Genomic DNA, 18683 nt, shown 5'->3' on the forward strand with positions numbered 1-18683 from the left:
GCTGGTCTCCATGCTGGTGTTCTTCTATGCCAGAACGCAGCGCAATGACGCGTTGAACTACGTCGAGCATGTGGCCGTGCTGCGGCACCTGAAGCAGCTGGATGCGCAATGGGAACTGGACGTCCTCAAGTCCAAGATCGGCCTCAACGCGCACTACGACCCGTTGGCCGGCTCGTTGGTGGAGATGATCGCGCTGCTGAATGGCATCGAGAGCGACCTCGGTGCCGAACAGCACGGGCAGGTCGCCGGCGTTGCGGAGGGCGTTGCAGCCTTGCGCCGCGCGATCGATGAAAAGGCTGCGCTGGTCGAGCGCTTCAAGTCGAACAACGCCGTGCTGCGCAACTCGCTCGCGTTCCTGCCGACGGCAGAGCAGGACGTACGACAGTCGCTTGGACGCCTCGGGGTGCACGAGTCGGCCGCAGCCGAACGAATGTCGGAGAACGTCAACAAGCTGCTGCTGGCCAGCATGCTGTACAGCCAGAGCGCGTCCGATGAACACGCCGCGGACATCCAGTCGGGCTTGCGCGGGCTCGACGCTGAAAAGCTCCTGCTGCGCTCCGAGACCACCGACAGGCTGGACATCTTCGGCGCCCACGTGCGAACCGTGCTGCGCGAGCAAAGAGGCGTCAACGAACTTCTCGGCCTCATTTCTGCCGTGCCGACCGCAGCGCGCGTCGAAGAGATCCAGAACGTGCTGAGCGCGGAGCAGCAGCGCGTGGCGGACCTGAGCCGGCAGTACCTGGGCTACCTGCTGGTGTTCTCGGCCTTGTTGCTGGGTCTGTTCCTGTATGCGGCCGCGCGCCTGATCCGCAGCCATGCCGTGATCAACCGGGTGAACAAGAAACTGCACAGCGTCAACGAGACGCTGGAGCAGCGCGTCGAGGAGCGCACACAGGAGCTGCGGCAGGTCCAGAGCGATCTGCTGACCACCGCGCGCCAGGCGGGCATGGCGGAGATCGCCACCAACGTGCTGCACAACGTGGGCAATGTGCTCAACAGCGTCAACGTGTCGGCCGGGCTGGTCGGCGCCAGCGTGCGGTCATCGAAGATCCTCGGGCTCACGCGGGCTGTGCAGATGCTCAACGAGCATGCGGACGATCTCGCCAGCTTCATGACGCTGGACGCCAAGGGCAAGATGCTGCCCGTCTACCTGACGCAACTGTCGCAGGTGCTGTTGGCCGAGCAGCAGTCCATCCTTGGCGAACTCACGTCCATGACCAAGAGCGTGGACCACATCAAGGAGATCATCGCCACACAGCAGGCCTATGCGGGCACCGCGAGCCTCATGGAGCCAGCGCGCATCGAGGAGTTGGTGGAGGATGCACTGCGCATGAACGCAGGGGCGCTGGCGCGGCACCAGGTCACGGTGGAAAAGGAGTTTGCGCCGGTTCCCGTGCTGCCGCTGGACAAGGGGCGGATCCTGCAGATCCTGGTGAACCTGATTGGCAATGCCAAGCAGGCGATGGAAGCCGCGACCGACCGGACACACCGGCTGACCCTGAGCGTGGGCATGGTGCGCGGACACACCTTGCGCGTCGCCGTGGCGGACACCGGCGTAGGGATCCCTCCGGAGAACCTGGTGCGGGTGTTCGCGCACGGATTCACGACCAAGGAGGACGGCCACGGCTTCGGCCTGCACAGCGCCGCGGTCGCCGCGCGCGAGATGGGAGGGGCGCTCACAGCCCACAGCAACGGTCCGGGGACCGGTGCGGTCTTCGTCCTAGAGCTGCCGGCCGGAGCCGCACCAAAGAATGAGGAGACGACATGAGGACTGGAACCGGCGCGTCTTGCTGGCGGACGACACGCCGGCGATCCCCGCACCGTGCGCTCGTTGCACGCCGCCACCGGTGCGCCGCCGCCGACCAGTCGGTTGTGGGCCGTTACGTTTTTAGTGCGTCTTGTTGGCGCCATCGCTTGGAGCGGCTGACACAACGAGGGAAGCGACCGCAGGCAGCTGACGCAACAGGCCAGCGAGAGCCAAGCGACGTGGATGTCGATGCGACGCCCGAAGTGGGTGCGCAGTTTGCCGAAGGCTGCCAGCCAAGCAGGCGACTGCGAGCCCGCCGTCCCACTGCAATCCATGCCATGGAGGATGAGACGGAGTGGGTCTTGCTACTCCATCGGATGAAACTCAATGGCGGTGCGGCGTGGCGCTCGACTTCTATCCGATGGTCGAGCAGATGTGGGGCCGCCGCCTTCCTCCGTGCCGTCGCGGGGCCGTCGGTTTCCGAGGAAGTCGACGGCCTTCGCCTTGGTAGGCACGGAGGCGCCATCCGCGCCGCGACGCCCCATGGAACCGTGCGAGACGGTGTAACGCCGTTGTAACGGCGGCCGGTGACCATCGCAGGCTCATCCAGGATGCCTGCACCTTGCCAAGTCGGTCGCTTTTCTCGTCGGTGTGCCCATGGCGCGGCTGCGGTCGCTGCCGCGCTGGCATGTGCCGCCGGCGTGGCGCAATCTCCGGCGCAGCCGGACGCGCAGGCCGCGGCACCGCAGGCCATCGACTTCGACATTCCAGCGCTGCCGCTCGAGCAGGCCTTGCAGCGCTACGGCCGGACCACGCGGCAGCCGGCGCTGTTCTCCAGTGACATGGTCGCCGGGCTGGTGTCGTCTCCGGTGCGCGGACGCCATTCCGCATCGCAGGCCCTGCGCCTGCTGCTCGAAGGCACGGGCTTGAGCTCCGACCGTGTGGAGACGCAGGCTGGCACCACCTTCCTGCTGCGGCCCGCGACCGGAACCGAGCCGGCCGTGCCGGCGCCCCGCCTGGCACTGGACGGCTTCGCCGGGCTGCTGCAGTCGCGCACCATGCAGGTCCTGTGCGCCGACCTGCGGACCCAGCCGGGCACCTTCCGTGTGCTGTTCCAGTTCGCGCTCGACGCCTCCGGCGCGGTCGAATCGGCCCGCCTGCTGGACTCCAGCGGCGATGCCGGCCGCGATGCGGTGCTGCTGGCCGCGTTGCGGCGCCTGCGCCTGGACGTCGCGCCGCCGGCCGGCTTCGTCGGCCAGCCTCTGACCATGGCCCTCGCGCCGACGCCGGCTGGTGCCGCGTCGCCGTGCGGTTAGGGAGCAGCCGGTGTCGCACAAGGCGGAACTCCCGCTGCTGGACTACCTCACGCAGTGCTATGCGAGCCTCAAGTCGCGGCTCACCCATGTGCTGGGCTGTGCGGACCTCGCCAGCGATGCCTTGCACGACACCTGGGTGCGCCTCAAGGACAAGGGCGAGCAGCGCGTCATGGACAGCCCGGGCGCCTACCTCATGCGCGTCGCGGTCAACATCGCGGTCGACATCCAGCGCCGACAGCGCCGCATCCTCGACGGCGACGAGGTCGAGGAACTGCTGGAGGCGCTGGCCGATCCGGAGCCAGGTCCGGCGCAGCTGGCCGAGTCGCGCTCGGAGCTGGCGCAGCTGACCCGAGCCATGGAAGCCCTGCCGGAACGGCGCCGGCTCATTCTCGTGCTGGTGCACTGGGACGGCGTGCCCCAGAAGGAAGTGGCCAGGCGCCTGGGCGTGTCGCTGCGCACCGTCGAGTACGAGCTCAAACGTGCCCACGATGCGCTGGACGCGCATTTCCTGGCGCTCGGGAAACCCTAGATGGCGGGTTTTGCATGGCTGGTTCGTTGTAGCTCCGGGCGCCCGCGTGCGCCCGCGGCGAACCCGTTCTGAGGAAGGCAGCAGCCATGGTCGAGCAAGAGGGGCCCCGTCCCGAACTCCAGCAGCAGGCTTGGGACTGGCTGCGCCTGCTCGCGTCGGGCCAGGCCAGCGACCTGGACGCGCGGGCCCTGGCGCGCTGGGTGGGCACCAGCCCGGCGCACCAGGCCGCCTACAACGAGGCCAGGCGCCGCTGGGGCGCCATGCACGCTGCCACCGGCAGCCTGCTGCGCGCCGATCCGGCCCTGGCTGCGGCGCGCGGGCGCGTGCAGCAACCGGCCCGGCTGCCGCGCCGCGCCGTGCTGGGTGCGGCGGTCGCAGCGGGCGTGGCCGGCATCGCGGTCGGTGTCCCATGGCTCGGCGCCTGGCCTGCCACCATGGCGGGCAGCGAGGACCGGACCGCCGCCGGCGAGCAGCGTGCGCTGGCGCAGGCCGGCCATGTGCAGGTCACGCTCAACACCCGCACGCGCGCACGCCGGCAGTCGGATGGCGGCGAGACCCTGGGGCTGGATCTGCTGGCCGGCGAGGCCGCCGTGGACTTCCAGCAGAGCGGCCGGCCGTTCTCCATCACCGCCGGCAACGGCATCAGCACCGCCGAGTCCGGCCGCTTCGAGGTGCGCCGCATGGACGACAAGGTCCGCGTGACCTGCATCGAAGGCACGGTGCGCATCCTGCACCCGTCCGCGCAGCGCCAGCTGCAGGCGCGCCAGCAGGCCGTGTACGACACGCAGGCCGTGAGCGGCGTGGCCGCCATCGATCCGGCCGTGGTCTCGGCCTGGCGCAGTGGCCAGCTGGTGTTCCGCCAGACCCGGCTCGCCGAGGCGCTGGACGAGATCGGCCGCTACCGGCCCGGCCGCATCGTGCTCATGAACGACTCCGTGCGCGACAAGGCCGTCACCGGCCACTTCGCCATCGCCTCGCTCGACCTGGCGCTCACGCAACTGCAGCATGTCTTCGGGCTCACGGCGCGCACGCTGCCAGGCGGCGTGCTGCTGCTCAGTTGAGTCGCCTTGTCCCCGTTTTTCGTGTCGTTGCGGTGACGCCGGAGCGCCCGCACAGGCCTTTGCGCAAGGCTTGCGGTTTTGCGCGAGGCCGTTCGTTGAAGTGCTGACGAGGCTCCCGGGCCGTGCCGCCATCGCGGCGCAGGCCGCGGAGACCCAGCCCAGTTTCAACCTTTGACGGACAGCCCATGACAGCTCGCGCGCGCACCCTCCGACGTCCTCTTTCCCCTGTCGCACGCAGGCGCGCATTCCGGCTCGCGCCGCTGGCTCGCGCGCTGGGCATCGCGCTGGCGACCGGCGGCCTGCTGGGGCAGGCGCACGCGCAGAAGGTCTTCGGCCCTTCGTGGTTCGCGGCCAAGGGCGCGGCCCAGGGCCAGGCCGCCACGCCGGGCGCACAGCCGGGTGGGGCGCTCCTGCCGCAGCCCGGAGCGCAGGAGCGCCAGTCGCAGGCCGCGCGCGACAAGCTGCAGACCTCCATCGCCAACCTGAGTCAGGCCGCCCAGGCCATCGCTGCACGCCAGTCGGCCCAGCTGGCGGCGCGCGCCGCTGCACAGGCCGCGGCCGGCACCGTCGCCGATGGCCTGGCCGAAGGCGGCCTCAAGGTCGACACCAACAGCCTCACGGCCGGCTGGATCGGCGCCAAGGGCCCGACGCAGAGCGTGGCCGATGGCCGCACCACGGTGCGCATCGAGCAGACCGACAGCAAGGCCATCCTGAACTGGGAGACCTTCAACGTCGGGCGCCAGACCACCGTCAAGTTCGAGCAGCAGGCTGGCGATGCCGTGCTGAACCGCGTCAACGACCCGCTGGCGCGGCCCTCGCAGATCCAGGGCCGGATCGAGGCGGCCGGCACGGTCATGGTGGTCAACCGCAACGGCATCGTGTTCGACGGCAGCAGCCAGGTCAACACGCGCAACCTGGCCGCCGCGGCCGTCGGCCTCAGCGACGCGCAGTTCAACAAGGGCCTGTACGGCGACGCCCAGGGGCAGGGCCGCATCCCCACCTTCGCCAACGAGCTGTCCACCACCGCCACCGGCTTCAGCCACGCCGCGGCCGAGGGCCAGGTCATCGTCAAGGAAGGCGCCAAGCTGCAGACCCACGCACCCGCCAGCGTGACCGAAGGCGGCGGCTACGTGATGCTGCTGGGCGGCCAGGTGCACAACGCCGGCGAGATCGCCACGCCCAACGGGCAGGCCATGCTGGCGGCCGGCGACGCCTTCACCATCCGCAAGGGCATGGGCACGGAGGAGAACACCACCTCCACCACGCGCGGCAACATCGTCGGCACATTGCGCGTGCAGGACAGCGAGGCCGGCCTCGTGCGCAACACCGGCCTGGTGCAGGCCGGCACCGGCGACATCACGCTGGCCGGCCACGACGTGCGCCAGGCCGGTGTGCTGCAGGCCACCACCAGCGTGCACACGCGCGGCACCGTGCACCTGCAGGCCAGCGGCGCGGACGCCCGCGTCACGCTGGAAGGCGGCAGCACCACCGCCATCGTGCTGGACGCCAGCGCCTCCACCGCACTGGACGTGCAGCGCGAGACCCTGGTCCAGGACAGCGACAAGGCCGACGCCGGCACCTACCACCGGCGCGACCAGTCGCTGGTGCAGATCACGAGCGCGGGCGGCGTCGACTTCATGGGCAACAGCCTGACGCTGGCCACCAGCGGCCAGGTGCTCGTGGACGCGGCCGGCACCAGCGCCGTGCACGCCGATGCGCGCATCGACGTGGCCGGCTACGTTGGCGTCAAGATCGCGATGGACGCCAACAACGTGCAGGTCAACGTGCAGGGCTTCGAGCAGCGCGACGCACCCGTGAACCGCGACGGCGACCAGCTGCGCAACAACAACATCTGGCTGGACCGGCGCGATCTGGTGCTGGTGCCGGCCGGCACCAACGGCGCGGAGACCGACCGCTGGTACACCGCGGGCGGCCTGCTCGAGGTCGGCGGCTACCTGGGCATCACCGGCCACGGCATCGGCGAATGGTCGGCGCAGGGCGGCACCGTGCAGTTCAGCGGCGCCAACCTGGTCACGCGCCAGGGCTCGTCCATCAACCTGTCCGGCGGCACGCTGGACGTGCAGACCGGGCAGATCCACCAGACCTGGCTCCAGGGCGTGGACGGCCAGCTCTACAACGCCTCCAACGCACCGGGCGACCTGCTGTACACCGGGCTGTACCAAGGCTTCGCGTCGGTGCATGCGCGCTGGGGCAGTACCGCCACCGAGCACTTCCGCAACCCCTTGATCGCCGCGCCGCAGCGGCTGGAGAACGGCTACACCGTAGGCCGTGACGGCGGGCGCATGGTGGTGGCCACCCGGGCCGCCACACTGCAGGGCGACATCGAGACCGCCAGCTTCCAGGGCGAGCGCCAGAACGGTGCGCGCGAGGCCGGCCTCGACGGCTACCGCCAGGCCCAGACCGCCGCGGCGCGCAACGGCGAACTCGTGATCGGCAACTACACGCCGGTCTACGACGCCACCACGCGCGACCTGCGCTACACCCCCGGTGCGGTGGCCGAGCAGATCACCATCGGCGCGGCCGGCAGCGTGCCCACGCCGCCGCAGCAGGACGACGCGACCGCCCAGCCCAGCCGCATCGCGCTGGATGCGCAGTGGCTGGGCGGCCTGGAACTCGGCGCGCTGCGTGCCTACGCCACCGGCAGCGTGGCGGTGGACCAGGCCCTGGCCGTGGCGCCGGGCGGCGAGATCGTGCTGCACGCCACGCAGGTGGACGTGCGCGCCGACCTCACGGCGCGCGGCGGCCGCATCGCGCTGGGCGACGTGGTCGAGCGCTACATCTCCGCCAGCCAGGGGTGGGGCCAGAGCACGCTGGTGGCGACGCCGCTGGCCGACGTTGTGGCCGGCACCCAGGTCGGCGCCGGCGTCACGCTGGATGCGCGCGGGATCTGGAACAACCTGCAGACCGACGCCGCCGCCATCGGCGGCCTGCCTTACGTCGACGGCGGCAGCATCACGCTGTGCAGCAGCGGCGACGTGGTGGTCGGCGCAGGCGCGTTGCTGGACACCTCCTCGGGCGCGACCCTGCGCGCCGACGACAGCCTGGCCGGCGGCAAGGGCGGCAACATCACGCTGGTCGCCGATGCCTACCCGCTGCAAGGCAGCAGCGCCGGCCGCCTGCAGCTGGACGGCGAACTGCGCGGCCACGGCGTCAAGGGCGGCGGCACGCTGCACCTGCAGACCGGCAATGCGGTCGTGCTCGGCGGCCAGGTGGCCGGCAGCGACGGCACGCTGGCCGCCGGCCAGGCCTCGCTGGTCGACCTCGTCACCGACGCGCCGTTCACGATCGCCGCCGGTGCCGTGCTGCCGGCGGACTACCACTTCACCCGCACCCATGCCGCAGCCGGCGAGGCGCTGGGCGGGGCACCGCAGGTCGTCGTTGGCGACCCGTCCAGCTGGATCACGGTGGGCGCGGCCTGGACGCCGCCCAAGCCGACCGACCAGAACCAGAGCTACATCCTGGTGCTGTCCAGCGGCCAGTGGCTCTCTGTCGACGGCTACAGCTGGACCACGCCGCCGACGGTGCCCGCCGGCAGCGTGATCACCAACATCATGTCGCCGGCCAACTTCCCGACCGGCTATGTGGTGAGTGCGGATGTGTTCCCCAACGGCATGCCCATCGCGCCCACGGCCGGCGTGCACAAGGCCGGCACGGTCGCGGCCAGCGACCTGACCTATGCGGCCGGCAGCCGCATCGTCGCCGGATCGCGCCTGCCGCAAGCGGTGGCCGTCCTGCCGACGCTGCACCTGGACGCAGCGCAGTTCCAGCAGGGTTTCTCGCGCTACGAGGTGGTCGGCGGCGGCGGCCTGGCGGTGGCCGGCGGTGCCGACCTGCAGGTGGCCATGCCGGTGCTGCAGGCCGAGCCCGCGCTGTTGCGCGGCCTGGCCACCGGGGGCGATCCGATGTCGGTCCTGGCGCCGCAGCTGGCGCCTCTGTTCACCGAAGACGCGGCCGCCGGCCGGCTGACCCAACGCGGCGGCGCCGATCTGCTGCTGAGCACCGCGTCCAGCCGCAACCTGGGCGCGCGCACCGGGCCCACGCTGTCCGTGGCCGAGACCGCGCGCGTGCAGGTTGATCCGGGCCGCTCGATCACGGTGCGCGGCAGCGGCCAGGCCAACATCGACGGCACGCTGCAGGCCGCAGGCGGCCGCATCGCGATCGGCGGCCTGGGCCAGGACGCCAGCGTCGACGCCGCCAACGCCCAGGGGCACGACGGCTCGGTCTGGATCGGCGAGCGTGCCGTGCTCGACGTCTCCGGCGTGGCGCACACGGCGCTCGATGCGCAGGGCCGGCGCTACGGCCTGGTGCAGGACGGCGGGCGCATCGAGATCGGCGGCGCCTACCGCGACCACGCCACCATCGCCGCGGCGATGGACAGCTTCCTCATCATCCGCCCCGGCGCGCTGCTGGATGCCTCGGGCGCGTCGGCCACGCTGGACCTGCCGGGCCTGGGTGCGACGCAGGTCGGCGGCGACGGCGGCCTGGTCCACCTGGCCAGCTTCAACGGCCTGTACCTGGACGGCGACCTGCGCGCTGCGGCCGGCGCCGCGGGCGCTGCCGGCGGTACGCTGTCGCTGGCGCTGGAGGCGCCGAACTACCCTACGGCCAGCGCCGCTGACCGGGTGCGCGTGCTGCGCGATCTGCAGCTGGTGCAACAGCAGCAGCCGGAGGCGCTGCCGGCCGATCTGCGGCCCGGTCAGGCCGACCCGGCCCTGGTCTACGGCCATGCCCGCATCGGTGTGGACCGCATCGAGGCCGGCGGCTTCGACAAGCTTTCGCTGCTGTCCAACGGCATGCTGACGCTGGGCGCCGGTGTCGACCTGACGCTGGGCCAGAGCCTGCACCTGGCCTCGCGTTCCATCGCCCAGGCGGCGGACGCCGGAGAGGGCGACCGGGCGCGCCTGTCCGCGCCGCACGTGCGGCTGGCGGGCACCGCGCGGATCGGCCGCGACAACCACGTCATGCCGTACCTCGCCGCCACGGCCTGGGGCACGCAAGGCCGGGTCGACGTGCTGGAGAACACCCAGCTGCTGATCGAAGCCGGCGTGCTCGACGTGCTGAACAAGGTGGAGTTCGGCGCCTACGGCCTGGCGCAGACCAGCGACGCCAGCCTGGTGTCGCGCAAGGGCTTCGAGCAGGTGGAGCTGCGCAGCCAGGGCGACCTGCGTTTCCTGCTGCACACCGTCAGCGACCGCACCCAGCTCGTCACCGAGGGCGACCTGGTGCTGGCCGCCAGCCAGATCTACCCCGCCACCGGCGCGCGCGCCGAGGTGATCGCCGGGCGCCACCAGGTGCAGGACCTGTACGGCAACTACGCGGTCGCCTACGACCCCGAGCGCACGCTGCGCGTGGAACGCATCGGCAGCGGTGCCATGCCGGCCGTGCCGTATTCGGCCTTCGGCGCGCTGTCGCTGTACGCGGCCGACATCGACCAGGGCGGCGTGTTGCGCGCGCCCCTGGGCAGCGTGACGCTGGGCTTCGGCCTGGCCAGCCCGGTCAACGGCCAGGAGCCCAGCCGGATCGTGCTGCGCCCGGGCAGCATCACCTCGGCCAGCGCGGCCGGCCTGGCCATGCCGTACGGCGGCACCGTCGACGGCCTGACCTACAACTACAACGGCCGGGACGTCATGTACCACGGCCTGGGCGGCGCGGCTGGCCAGGTCTCGCTGACCGCCGACGCAGTCCAGGTGCAAGCGGGTGCGCAGCTCGACCTGTCCGGCGGCGGCACGCTGACCGGCGCCGGCTTCCTGCCCGGCCGCGGCGGCTCGACCGATGTCCGCTTGAACCCGCTGGTGCAGATGGCGGCTGGCGGCGGCGGTTTCGTGCTGCCGGGCTTGGCCACCAACCCGGTCTATGCCATCGTGCCCGGCGTGCAGCAGGCGGCCGCGCCGGTGGCCGCCGAGAACGGCGCGGGCGATCCGGTGGTCGGCCGGCAGATCACGGTCGGCACCGGTGTGCCCGGCCTGCCGGCCGGCACCTACACGCTGCTGCCGTCCACCTATGCGCTGCTGCCCGGCGCCTTCCGGGTCGAGCTGAATGGCCTGGCGGCCGGTGGCGCCGCGTTCGGCGAGACCACGCAGATGCGCAACGGCTCCTACAGCACGGCCGCGCGCACGGGCATCGCCCGCACCGACATCGCCGACCCGCAGACCCTGCAGGCGGTGGTGACCCCGGCCGACACGGTGCGCCGCTACGCGCAGTACAACGAGACCAGCTACGCGCAGTTCGGCCTGGACTGGGCCGCGCGTGAAGGCGTGCCGCGCCCGCAACTCGAACGCGATGCGCGCCAGCTGTCCATCATGGTCAACGAGCAGCTCGAGGTGGCCCCGGGCGTGGCCAACTTCAAACCGGCCGAAGGCGGCCGTGGCGGCACCGTGGTACTGGGCGGCCAGCGCATCGAGATCCTGGCCGACGGCGCGGCCGCAACCGAGGGCTTCGAAGGCGTGTCGGTCCATGCCGGCATGCTGAACAACCTGGGTGCGGCCGGCATCAGCATCGGCGGCACGCCGGGCTCGCAGTTCTCCTCGGACGGCTACACCTCGGCCAAGAACGCCTGGCAGGTCACCCTGGGCTCGGGCAGCGCCGACGAGATCATCGTGCGCTCGGGCGCCACGCTGGAGGCTGCGCAGGTGGTCCTGGTGGTCAGCAACCGCGAGCAGGGGCTGATCGTGGAGCAGGGCGCCGGCATCAACACGCTGGGCAAGGGCAAGGCGCCCTGGGATTCGGCCGAAGGCTTCGTGCTCGTGCCGGGGGCCACCGCCGTGCTGGCGCTCAGCAACGGCTGGCTGGACATCATGCCCTCGGGCAACGACGAGAGCTGGGGCACGAAGGGCGCGGGCTACCTGCACATCGGCACCTGTGCCGCCGATGCCAGCTGCAGCGGCGAGACCCGCCTGTTTTCCGAAGGCACGATCACCGCGGCGACCAACAAGGCCTTCCTGCTCGACGATGCGGTGCGCTACGGCACGCGCAACCTCACGCTGGCCATGGCTGCGATCAACGTCGGCAGTGCCGACGCGCTGGCCCGGGCCGGTGCCGACGGCGTGGTGCCGGCCGGCCTGACGCTGAACCAGGGCGTGCTCGACCGCCTGCTGCGCGGCGACACCAGCACCGGTGCACCGGCGCTGGAGAACCTGGTGCTGAGCGCCCGCGATGCCGTCAACTTCTACGGCAGCGTGGACCTGTCCACGCTGGACGCCAGCGGCAAGTCCTCGCTCAAGCAGCTGGTGCTGTCCACGCCGGCCTTCTACGGCTATGGCGACAGCAGCGACGTGGCCCGCATCGCCACCGACACCCTGGTCTGGAACGGCGCGACGACGCCGGCCGGCGATGTCATCGCCGGCGGCGCCGGCACCGGCCGCGGCCGCCTGGTCGTCGATGCGCGCCAGATCGAGTTCGGCTATGGCGACAAGAGCCAGCCGAACAACGTGGCCACGCACGACCGCATGGCCCTGGGCTTCGCCACCGTCGACCTGAACGCCAGCGAGCGCATCACGGCCAACCACCTGGGCACGCTGGCGGTGCACCAATCGCAGGATGGCTGGGACGATGCGGCCCGGGCCTGGCGCTACAGCGGCGGCGACCTGAACATCACGACCCCGCTGCTGACCGGCCGCGCCGGCTCGGTGAACAGGATCAGCGCTGGCGGCAGCATCGCGGTGACCGGTGTGCAGGGCGCCACCGCGCCGCAGCCCGGCGCCGCCGCGCTGGCCGATGCGCTGGGGGCCGAGCTGGCGCTGGACGCCGGGCGCGGCCTGGCGCTGGACACCGCCGTGCTGCTGCCCAGCGGCAAGCTCACGCTCACGGCGCAGGACGACGTGCAGCTCGCAGCGGGTGCCCAGCTCGACCTGGCCGGCCGCAAGATCGATTTCTTCGACGTGCGCAAGTACAGCTGGGGCGGTGAGCTGGTGCTGGACAGCCGTGGCGGCAGCGTCGTGCAGCAGGCCGGCGGCCGGATCGACCTGTCGGCCGAGAACAACCGCGCCGGCCGCCTGACGGCGCTGGCGTCGCAGGGCACGGTCGCGCTGGCCGGTGCCATCGCTGGCGGCAGCAGCGGCCAGTTCGATGCCGGCGGCACGCTGGTGCCGTTCGCGGCTGGGTACGTGGACGTGCGCGCCCAGCAGATCGATGACTTCGCCGGCCTCAACGCACGGCTGACCGAGGGCAAGGTGTTCGGCGGGCGCAGCTTCCAGTTGAAGCAGGGCGACCTGGTCATCGGCAGCGAGCTGAAGGCGCGCGAGATCAATGTCTCGGTCGACAACGGCAGCCTGACGGTGAACGGCACGGTGGACGCCAGCGGCGCGCAGGCCGGCAGCATCCGGCTGGCCGCCAGCGATGGCCTGACGCTGGGCGCGGGCGCGGTGCTGGACGCCAGCGCCAGCGTGCTGCGCAAGGACAGCTACGGCCAGCCGATCGAAGCGCCCAACCGTGCCGTGGTCGAACTCGACTCGGGCCGCGGCCGGCTGACCCTCGGCAGCGGCGCGCGCATGGACCTCAGCGTGGACGGCGCCGGCACCGCCTACGGCACCGTGGCGCTGAACGCGCCGCGCCTGGGTGGCGGGCGCGGCAACGACGTGGACATCGACGCCAGCGGCGCCGTGGCCATCACCGGCGCCAAGTCGATCGCCGTCAACGCCTTCCAGCGCTACGACGACGCCGCGCTGGGCACCGACGCCGCTGCGGACGGCCGCAGCTACCAGGTCATCGACCAGGCCTACCTGGACGCCAAGCATGCCGACAGCGCCGCCTTCATCGGCAACGCGCTGGGCAACGGCGCGCTGATGGAGGGCAAGCTCGCGGGCCTGCGCGGCTACACCGCGCAGTTCCGGCTGCGCCCCGGCGTGGAGATCGCCAGCAATGCGGCGGTCAATCCCGATGGCGGCCTGCATGTGGACGGCGACCTCGACCTGTCGGGCCACCGCTACGCCAGCGTCAACCCTGCCAGCCAGCGCAGCACCGGCGTCTACGGCTCGGGCGAGGCCGGCGCGCTGGTGCTGCGCGCGGCCGGCGACCTGGTGCTGTTCGGCAGCATCAGCGACGGCTTCGACACCTCGCGCCTGAATGCGACGGCGGACGACCAGGGCTGGGTGCTGCCCGCCGGGCGCATGCCCTTCGGCGGCGACCTGGTGGTCCCGCACGGCGGCATGGCCACGCTGGATGCCGGCACCACCTTCGCCGCCGGCCGCACGCTGAACTACGCACTGCCGGTCGCCGGCCTGGACCTGCCCGCCGGCACCGCCTTGCCGGTGGCCATGCCGCTGGCCCAGGCGTTGGCCCTGCCGGCCGGCACCGTGCTGGGCGCCGCTGTGCGCGACGGCAACGGCGCCGTGCTGCATGCGGCCGGCACCGTGCTGCGCGAACCCGTGGTGCTGGAGGCCGGCACCCAGTTGGGCGCAGGCTTCCGCCTGCCGGTCGCCACGCAGATGGCGGCCACCGCCTGGCCGGCCGGCGTGCCGCTGCCGGTGGCGATGACGCTGTCGGCTCCCCTGCTGCTGGCCAAGGGGGCCATCGTGCCGTCGGAGACCGAGGTGGTGCTGCCCGGCGGCGCCAAGATGGTGAACCTGCGCCCGGCCGACGCCGACGGCAACCAGGGCCGCAACCTGGCCATCGCGCCCATGCTGGCAGCGGGCACGCAGTCCTGGGACCTGCGGCTGGTGGCCGGCGCCGACCTGGGCGCGGCCGACACCCGGCTGACCCTGCCGCATGCGCAGGCGCCTGCCACGCTGCGCCTGGCCGACACCCACTTCGGCATGGGGGCGGACGTCCAGACCGTCTACCAGATCAAGGCCGATGTGGACCCGGGCTTCATCGAGCTGCTCGGCCTGTACGGCGTCACGCTGGAGGCCGGGCAGATGTTGACGCCCGACGTCGTCCAGGTGCTGATCGACAACTACATCGTGTCGCGTGTCGAGGAGCTGGACCAGTTCGGTTTCGGCGCCGTGATCGACCCGGTCAGCAGCACGTTCACGCTGGGACTGGCGCGCCAGCAGCTCTACAGCGTGCTGCGCACCGGCACCGGCGACCTGGACCTGGTGGCCGGCGGCAACGTGGACATGCGTTCGCTCTTCGGCGTCTACACCGCCGGCACGGCCTCGGCCTCTCTGGGCCCGGCCTACGACCAGGCGCGCGGCCAGCTGTTCGACGGCACGGTGCTGCGGCCCGCGGGCGCGCGTTTCGAGAGCCTGGTCGACGGCGGCGCCGACAGCCTGTACGCGGCCTGGTACCCCGAGGCCGGCGGCAACGTGCTGGTGCGTGCCGGCGGCAACATCACGGGCGACCTGGTCGGCAACAACGACAGCCGCACCGACTTTGGCTACACCTTCAGCAACACGCGCCAGCAGATCGCCAGCGTGGCGGTGGGCAGCTGGCTGTGGCGCCAGGGTTCGGGCAGCATCGCCAGCGACGACGCGGCCGTGCCCACGGCCTGGTGGATCAACTTCGGCACCTACGTCGGCGGCGGGGCCAACGGCGCGCCCGACCCCTACGGCAGCTACCTGTACGGCAACGACCCTTTCCTGGTCGGCTTCACCGGCATCGGCACGCTGGGCGGCGGCAACCTCACGGTGCAGGCCGGCGGCAACGCCGGCATCACCGACCCGCGCGGCCAGCCGACGACCTGGGGCGGCACCGTGCACACGCCGCGCAGCCAGGGGCTGCACCTGGCGGTGGCCAGCAGCGGCCGCGTCACGCCGCAGGGCACGCTGGTGCAGACCGGCGGCGGCGACCTGGACCTGCGCCTGGGCGGCACGCTGAACCCCGACCCCGTACTGCGCATGGACAGCCATGACCTGAACAGCACCTTCGTCAACCTGCGCGGTGCCACGCAGATCGAGGCCGGTGCCGTGGGCGGCGTGCAGTTGCGCTACGGCCAGGGCGACGTGATGGACAGCCGCAGCATCAACCCGTTCGTGGCCGGCCGGGCCTTGTCCACCGGCGGGCCGATCCTGGTGCTGGGCGACTCCGGCGTGCGCATCGACACCCGCGGCGACCTGGTGCTGGGCGGCGTGGCCGACCCCGGCCGCACGGCGCTGCTGAACGGCACGCCGTTCTCCTACGACGGCCAGCATTACGCGGGCAATGGCTGGAGCTGGTTCTCGCTGTGGACACCTGCCACCGCGATCGACCTGTTCGCCGCCGGCGGCAACCTGACGCCGACCACGGCCTGGAGCGAGGGCGGCGGCCAGGAAGACGTGCGCTGGGCCGGCCCAGGCCGCAACCAGTCCGGCAACGGCGACGGCTACTTCTACCCCTCCATCCTGCGCGCCGTGGCGGCCAACGGCAGCATGTTCTACGGCCAGAGTGCCAGCGCCTTGACGAACTCCTACGGACAGACGCCCTTGCGCTACGGCGATGGCGTGACGCTGGCGCCGTCGCCGCTGGGCGCACAGTTCACCCAGGCCACCGGCAAGGGCGAACTGCAGCTGCTGGCGCATGGCAGCATCCAGGCCAGCGGCTTCATGCTGACGACCTCGACGGCCGACCCGCTGGGCCTGCCCAGCCCGCTGCGCCCAGGCTTCGTCGGCGTCATGGCCGAGACCGGCGGCGGGCGCATCGGCAATGAGCCGCTGCTGGTCTACGACGCGGCGGACGTGACGCTGAACCAGAACACCTGGATCCACGGCGGCTACGAGAACACGCCTGGGTCGGAAGGCGGCCGCACGAGCACCGCGCCGTTGTTCACCTTCGGCACCGCCGCCACCTCGGCCCATGCGGTGCCGGGCCAGGCACCGGCGCGCTACTACGCGCTGCAGGGCGACATCGTCGGCCTGCGCATGGGGCAGGAGGTGCTGCTGGGCTTCCCGGCCGGTGCCGCGGGTTCGCGCTACGAAGCCTCGGGGCCGGTGGCGATCCGCGCCGGCCGCGACATCACCGATTCGGGCACGCCGCTAGGCCAGGAGGACACCATGGCCGGCACCAAGTCGGCCACCGGCAACACCCGCGGCAACCTGGTCGCGCACGCCTTCGCCGACGACATCTCGGTGGTGCAGGCCGGGCGCGACCTGCGCAACAGCAGCTTCTACATCGTCGGCCCCGGCCTGCTGGATGTCAGCGCCGGCCGCGATGTCTACCTGGCCGACAACGGCGAGTTCAAGAGCCTGGGTCCTGTGGTGAACGTGAGGCCGGGCGACCGCAGCAGCGGCGCCGGCATCTCGGTCTCGGCCGGCATGGGCCCGGGCGCGCGCTGGGACGCCTTTGCCGCGCGCTACCTCGACCCGGAGAACCAGGCCGACCTGGAACTGCCGTTCGCCGACCAGCCGGGCAAGGTGCTGCAGGTGTACAGCGGCGCGCTGACGCAGGCGCAGTGGCTGCGGCGCGAATTCGGCTACAGCGGCGACGAGGCCGGCGCGCCGGACTTCCTGGCCGCCAAGCAGCGCGAACTGGACGCCGTGCGCCAGGCCGCGCTGGCCGAGGGCCGCACGGCGGCCAACCGCTCGCTGGCGCGCGAGTACCGGCTGGCCGGCCAGCTGCACCTGGTGAACTGGCTGACGCAGCGCTTCGGCGGCGAGCAGCCCAATGGCCTGGGTCTGACGTTCGACCCGGCGGCCAACGACGCCCGTGCGTTCTTCGCCGCGCTGCCGCCGGCGCAGCAGCAGGCCTACCTGCGCAACGTGTATTACGCCGAGCTGCGCGCCGCCGGCCGCGAATACAACGACGCCGATGGCCGCCGCTTCGGCAGCTACCTGCGCGGCCGCGAGGCCATCGCCACGCTGTTCCCCGAGCAGGACGCCGATGGCAAGAAGATCGCCTACGAAGGCGACCTGACGATGTACAGCAGCGCGCTGTACTTCAACGCGGACATCGTCAACGGCCAGCCGCCCGTGGCACGCCCGACCGTGGGCCGCGACTACCTGACCAAGGCCCAGTGGCAGGCGCTGGGCAGCCCGATGTACAACGTCTCGTACTACGACGTGCTGGACGCCGGCATCCACACCAACTTCGGTGGCGACATCAGCATCATGGTGCCGGGCGGGCGCACGCTGGTCGGCATCGACGGCGGCTTCAACCCGGGCCCCGGCTCGGGTGTGATGACGCAGGGCGAGGGCGACATCAGCATCTTCGCGCAGGGCGACATCCTGATGGGCCAGAGCCGGATCTTCACGACCTTCGGCGGCAACATCCTGGCCTGGTCGGCCGCGGGTGACATCAACGCCGGGCGCGGCAGCAAGACCACGGTGGTCTACACGCCGCAGCGGCGCGTCTACGACAGCATGGGCAATGTGTCGCTGTCGCCCAGCACGCCCAACACCGGCGCCGGCATCGCCACGCTGAACCCGGTGCCCGAGATCGCGCCGGGCGACATCGACCTGATCGCGCCGCTGGGCACCATCGACGCGGGCGAGGCCGGCATCCGGGTCTCGGGCAACGTGAACCTGGCCGCCATGCAGGTGCTCAACGCCGAGAACATCGCCGTGCAGGGCGAGGCCGTGGGCATTCCGGTCGTCGCGGCGGTGAACGTCGCGGCGCTGACCAACGCCAGCGCGGCGGCCTCGCAGGCCAGCGTGGCGGCGCAGGAGGTGGTACAGCGCGAACGCGCGGCGGCGCGTCAGGCGCTGCCCTCGGTGTTCCAGGTGCGCGTGATCGGCTTCGGCGACCAACCCGCCGGCGGCGCAGCGGCACCGGCCGGACGGCCGGCGCCGGGGGCGGTGTCGTACGACCGCACCAGCCCGCTGCAGCTGGTGGCTGTCGGCGCCAGCGTCGATGCCGGCCAGGCCAGGCACCTCACGGCGGCCCAGCGCGCGCAGTTGCAGCGCGGGGAATGAGGCAGGGGCTCCTGCACGCGGGCCGTGCGGGAGCCAGGCGGCCTTGTGCCATACAGTCTGGGCCGCGCGCGCCGCCGCGGCCCAACGCATCCAGGCATGTCAGATCCAGCACTCAACCCGTCAGCCCCACAACTGGGCGCCTGCGCCTGTTTGCGCCACAGGCTGTCGCAGTGCCTGGACATGGAGCGCCCTGGGGTTCTGGATGACTGCATCGGCGGTGTTTCCGAGAACCGGTGCCGAGATCGCCGA

The 18683-nt window shown here is 71.9% G+C and carries 5 protein-coding genes; all 5 read left to right on the top strand.

Translation table 11 applies throughout. The features are described from left to right. Positions 1-10 precede the first annotated feature (10 nt). The 5 genes from ASF45_RS22735 (at position 11) to ASF45_RS22755 (ending at position 18434) form a co-directional block, all read left to right on the top strand. A complete protein-coding gene (locus tag ASF45_RS22735) occupies positions 11-1768 on the top strand; it encodes a DAHL domain-containing protein (RefSeq protein ID WP_235581007.1) in 1758 nt (585 codons plus the stop codon). A gap of 680 nt (positions 1769-2448) precedes the next feature. Beyond that, entirely contained in the window at positions 2449-3063 is a 615-nt protein-coding gene (locus tag ASF45_RS22740) for an STN domain-containing protein (RefSeq protein WP_056668321.1), read from the top strand. Between the two features lie 10 nt (positions 3064-3073). Continuing rightward, positions 3074-3592 carry an RNA polymerase sigma factor gene (locus tag ASF45_RS22745; RefSeq protein WP_056668323.1) on the top strand — a complete coding sequence of 173 codons (519 nt, stop codon included), beginning with the start codon at positions 3074-3076 and terminating at the stop codon, positions 3590-3592. Positions 3593-3678: 86 nt separating this feature from the next. After that, positions 3679-4653, top strand: a complete 975-nt coding sequence (locus ASF45_RS22750; RefSeq protein WP_056668326.1) for a FecR domain-containing protein — start codon at positions 3679-3681, stop codon at positions 4651-4653. Positions 4654-4838: 185 nt separating this feature from the next. Continuing rightward, on the top strand, positions 4839-18434 hold the full coding sequence (locus tag ASF45_RS22755) for a filamentous haemagglutinin family protein (RefSeq protein WP_056668330.1): 13596 nt from the start codon (positions 4839-4841) through the stop codon (positions 18432-18434). The last annotated feature ends 249 nt before the right edge of the window (positions 18435-18683 follow it).

This window comes from Pseudorhodoferax sp. Leaf265 (assembly GCF_001422365.1).
GTDB lineage: Bacteria > Pseudomonadota > Gammaproteobacteria > Burkholderiales > Burkholderiaceae_C > Pseudorhodoferax.

What these genes read in the sequence shown, in the direction of transcription:
- ASF45_RS22750 (WP_056668326.1), top strand. Translation starts at nt 3,679, where the DNA reads ATGGTCGAGCAAGAGGGGCCCCGTCCCGAACTCCAGCAGCAGGCTTGG.
- ASF45_RS22735 (WP_235581007.1), top strand. Translation starts at nt 11, where the DNA reads ATGCTGGTGTTCTTCTATGCCAGAACGCAGCGCAATGACGCGTTGAAC.
- ASF45_RS22755 (WP_056668330.1), top strand. Translation starts at nt 4,839, where the DNA reads ATGACAGCTCGCGCGCGCACCCTCCGACGTCCTCTTTCCCCTGTCGCA.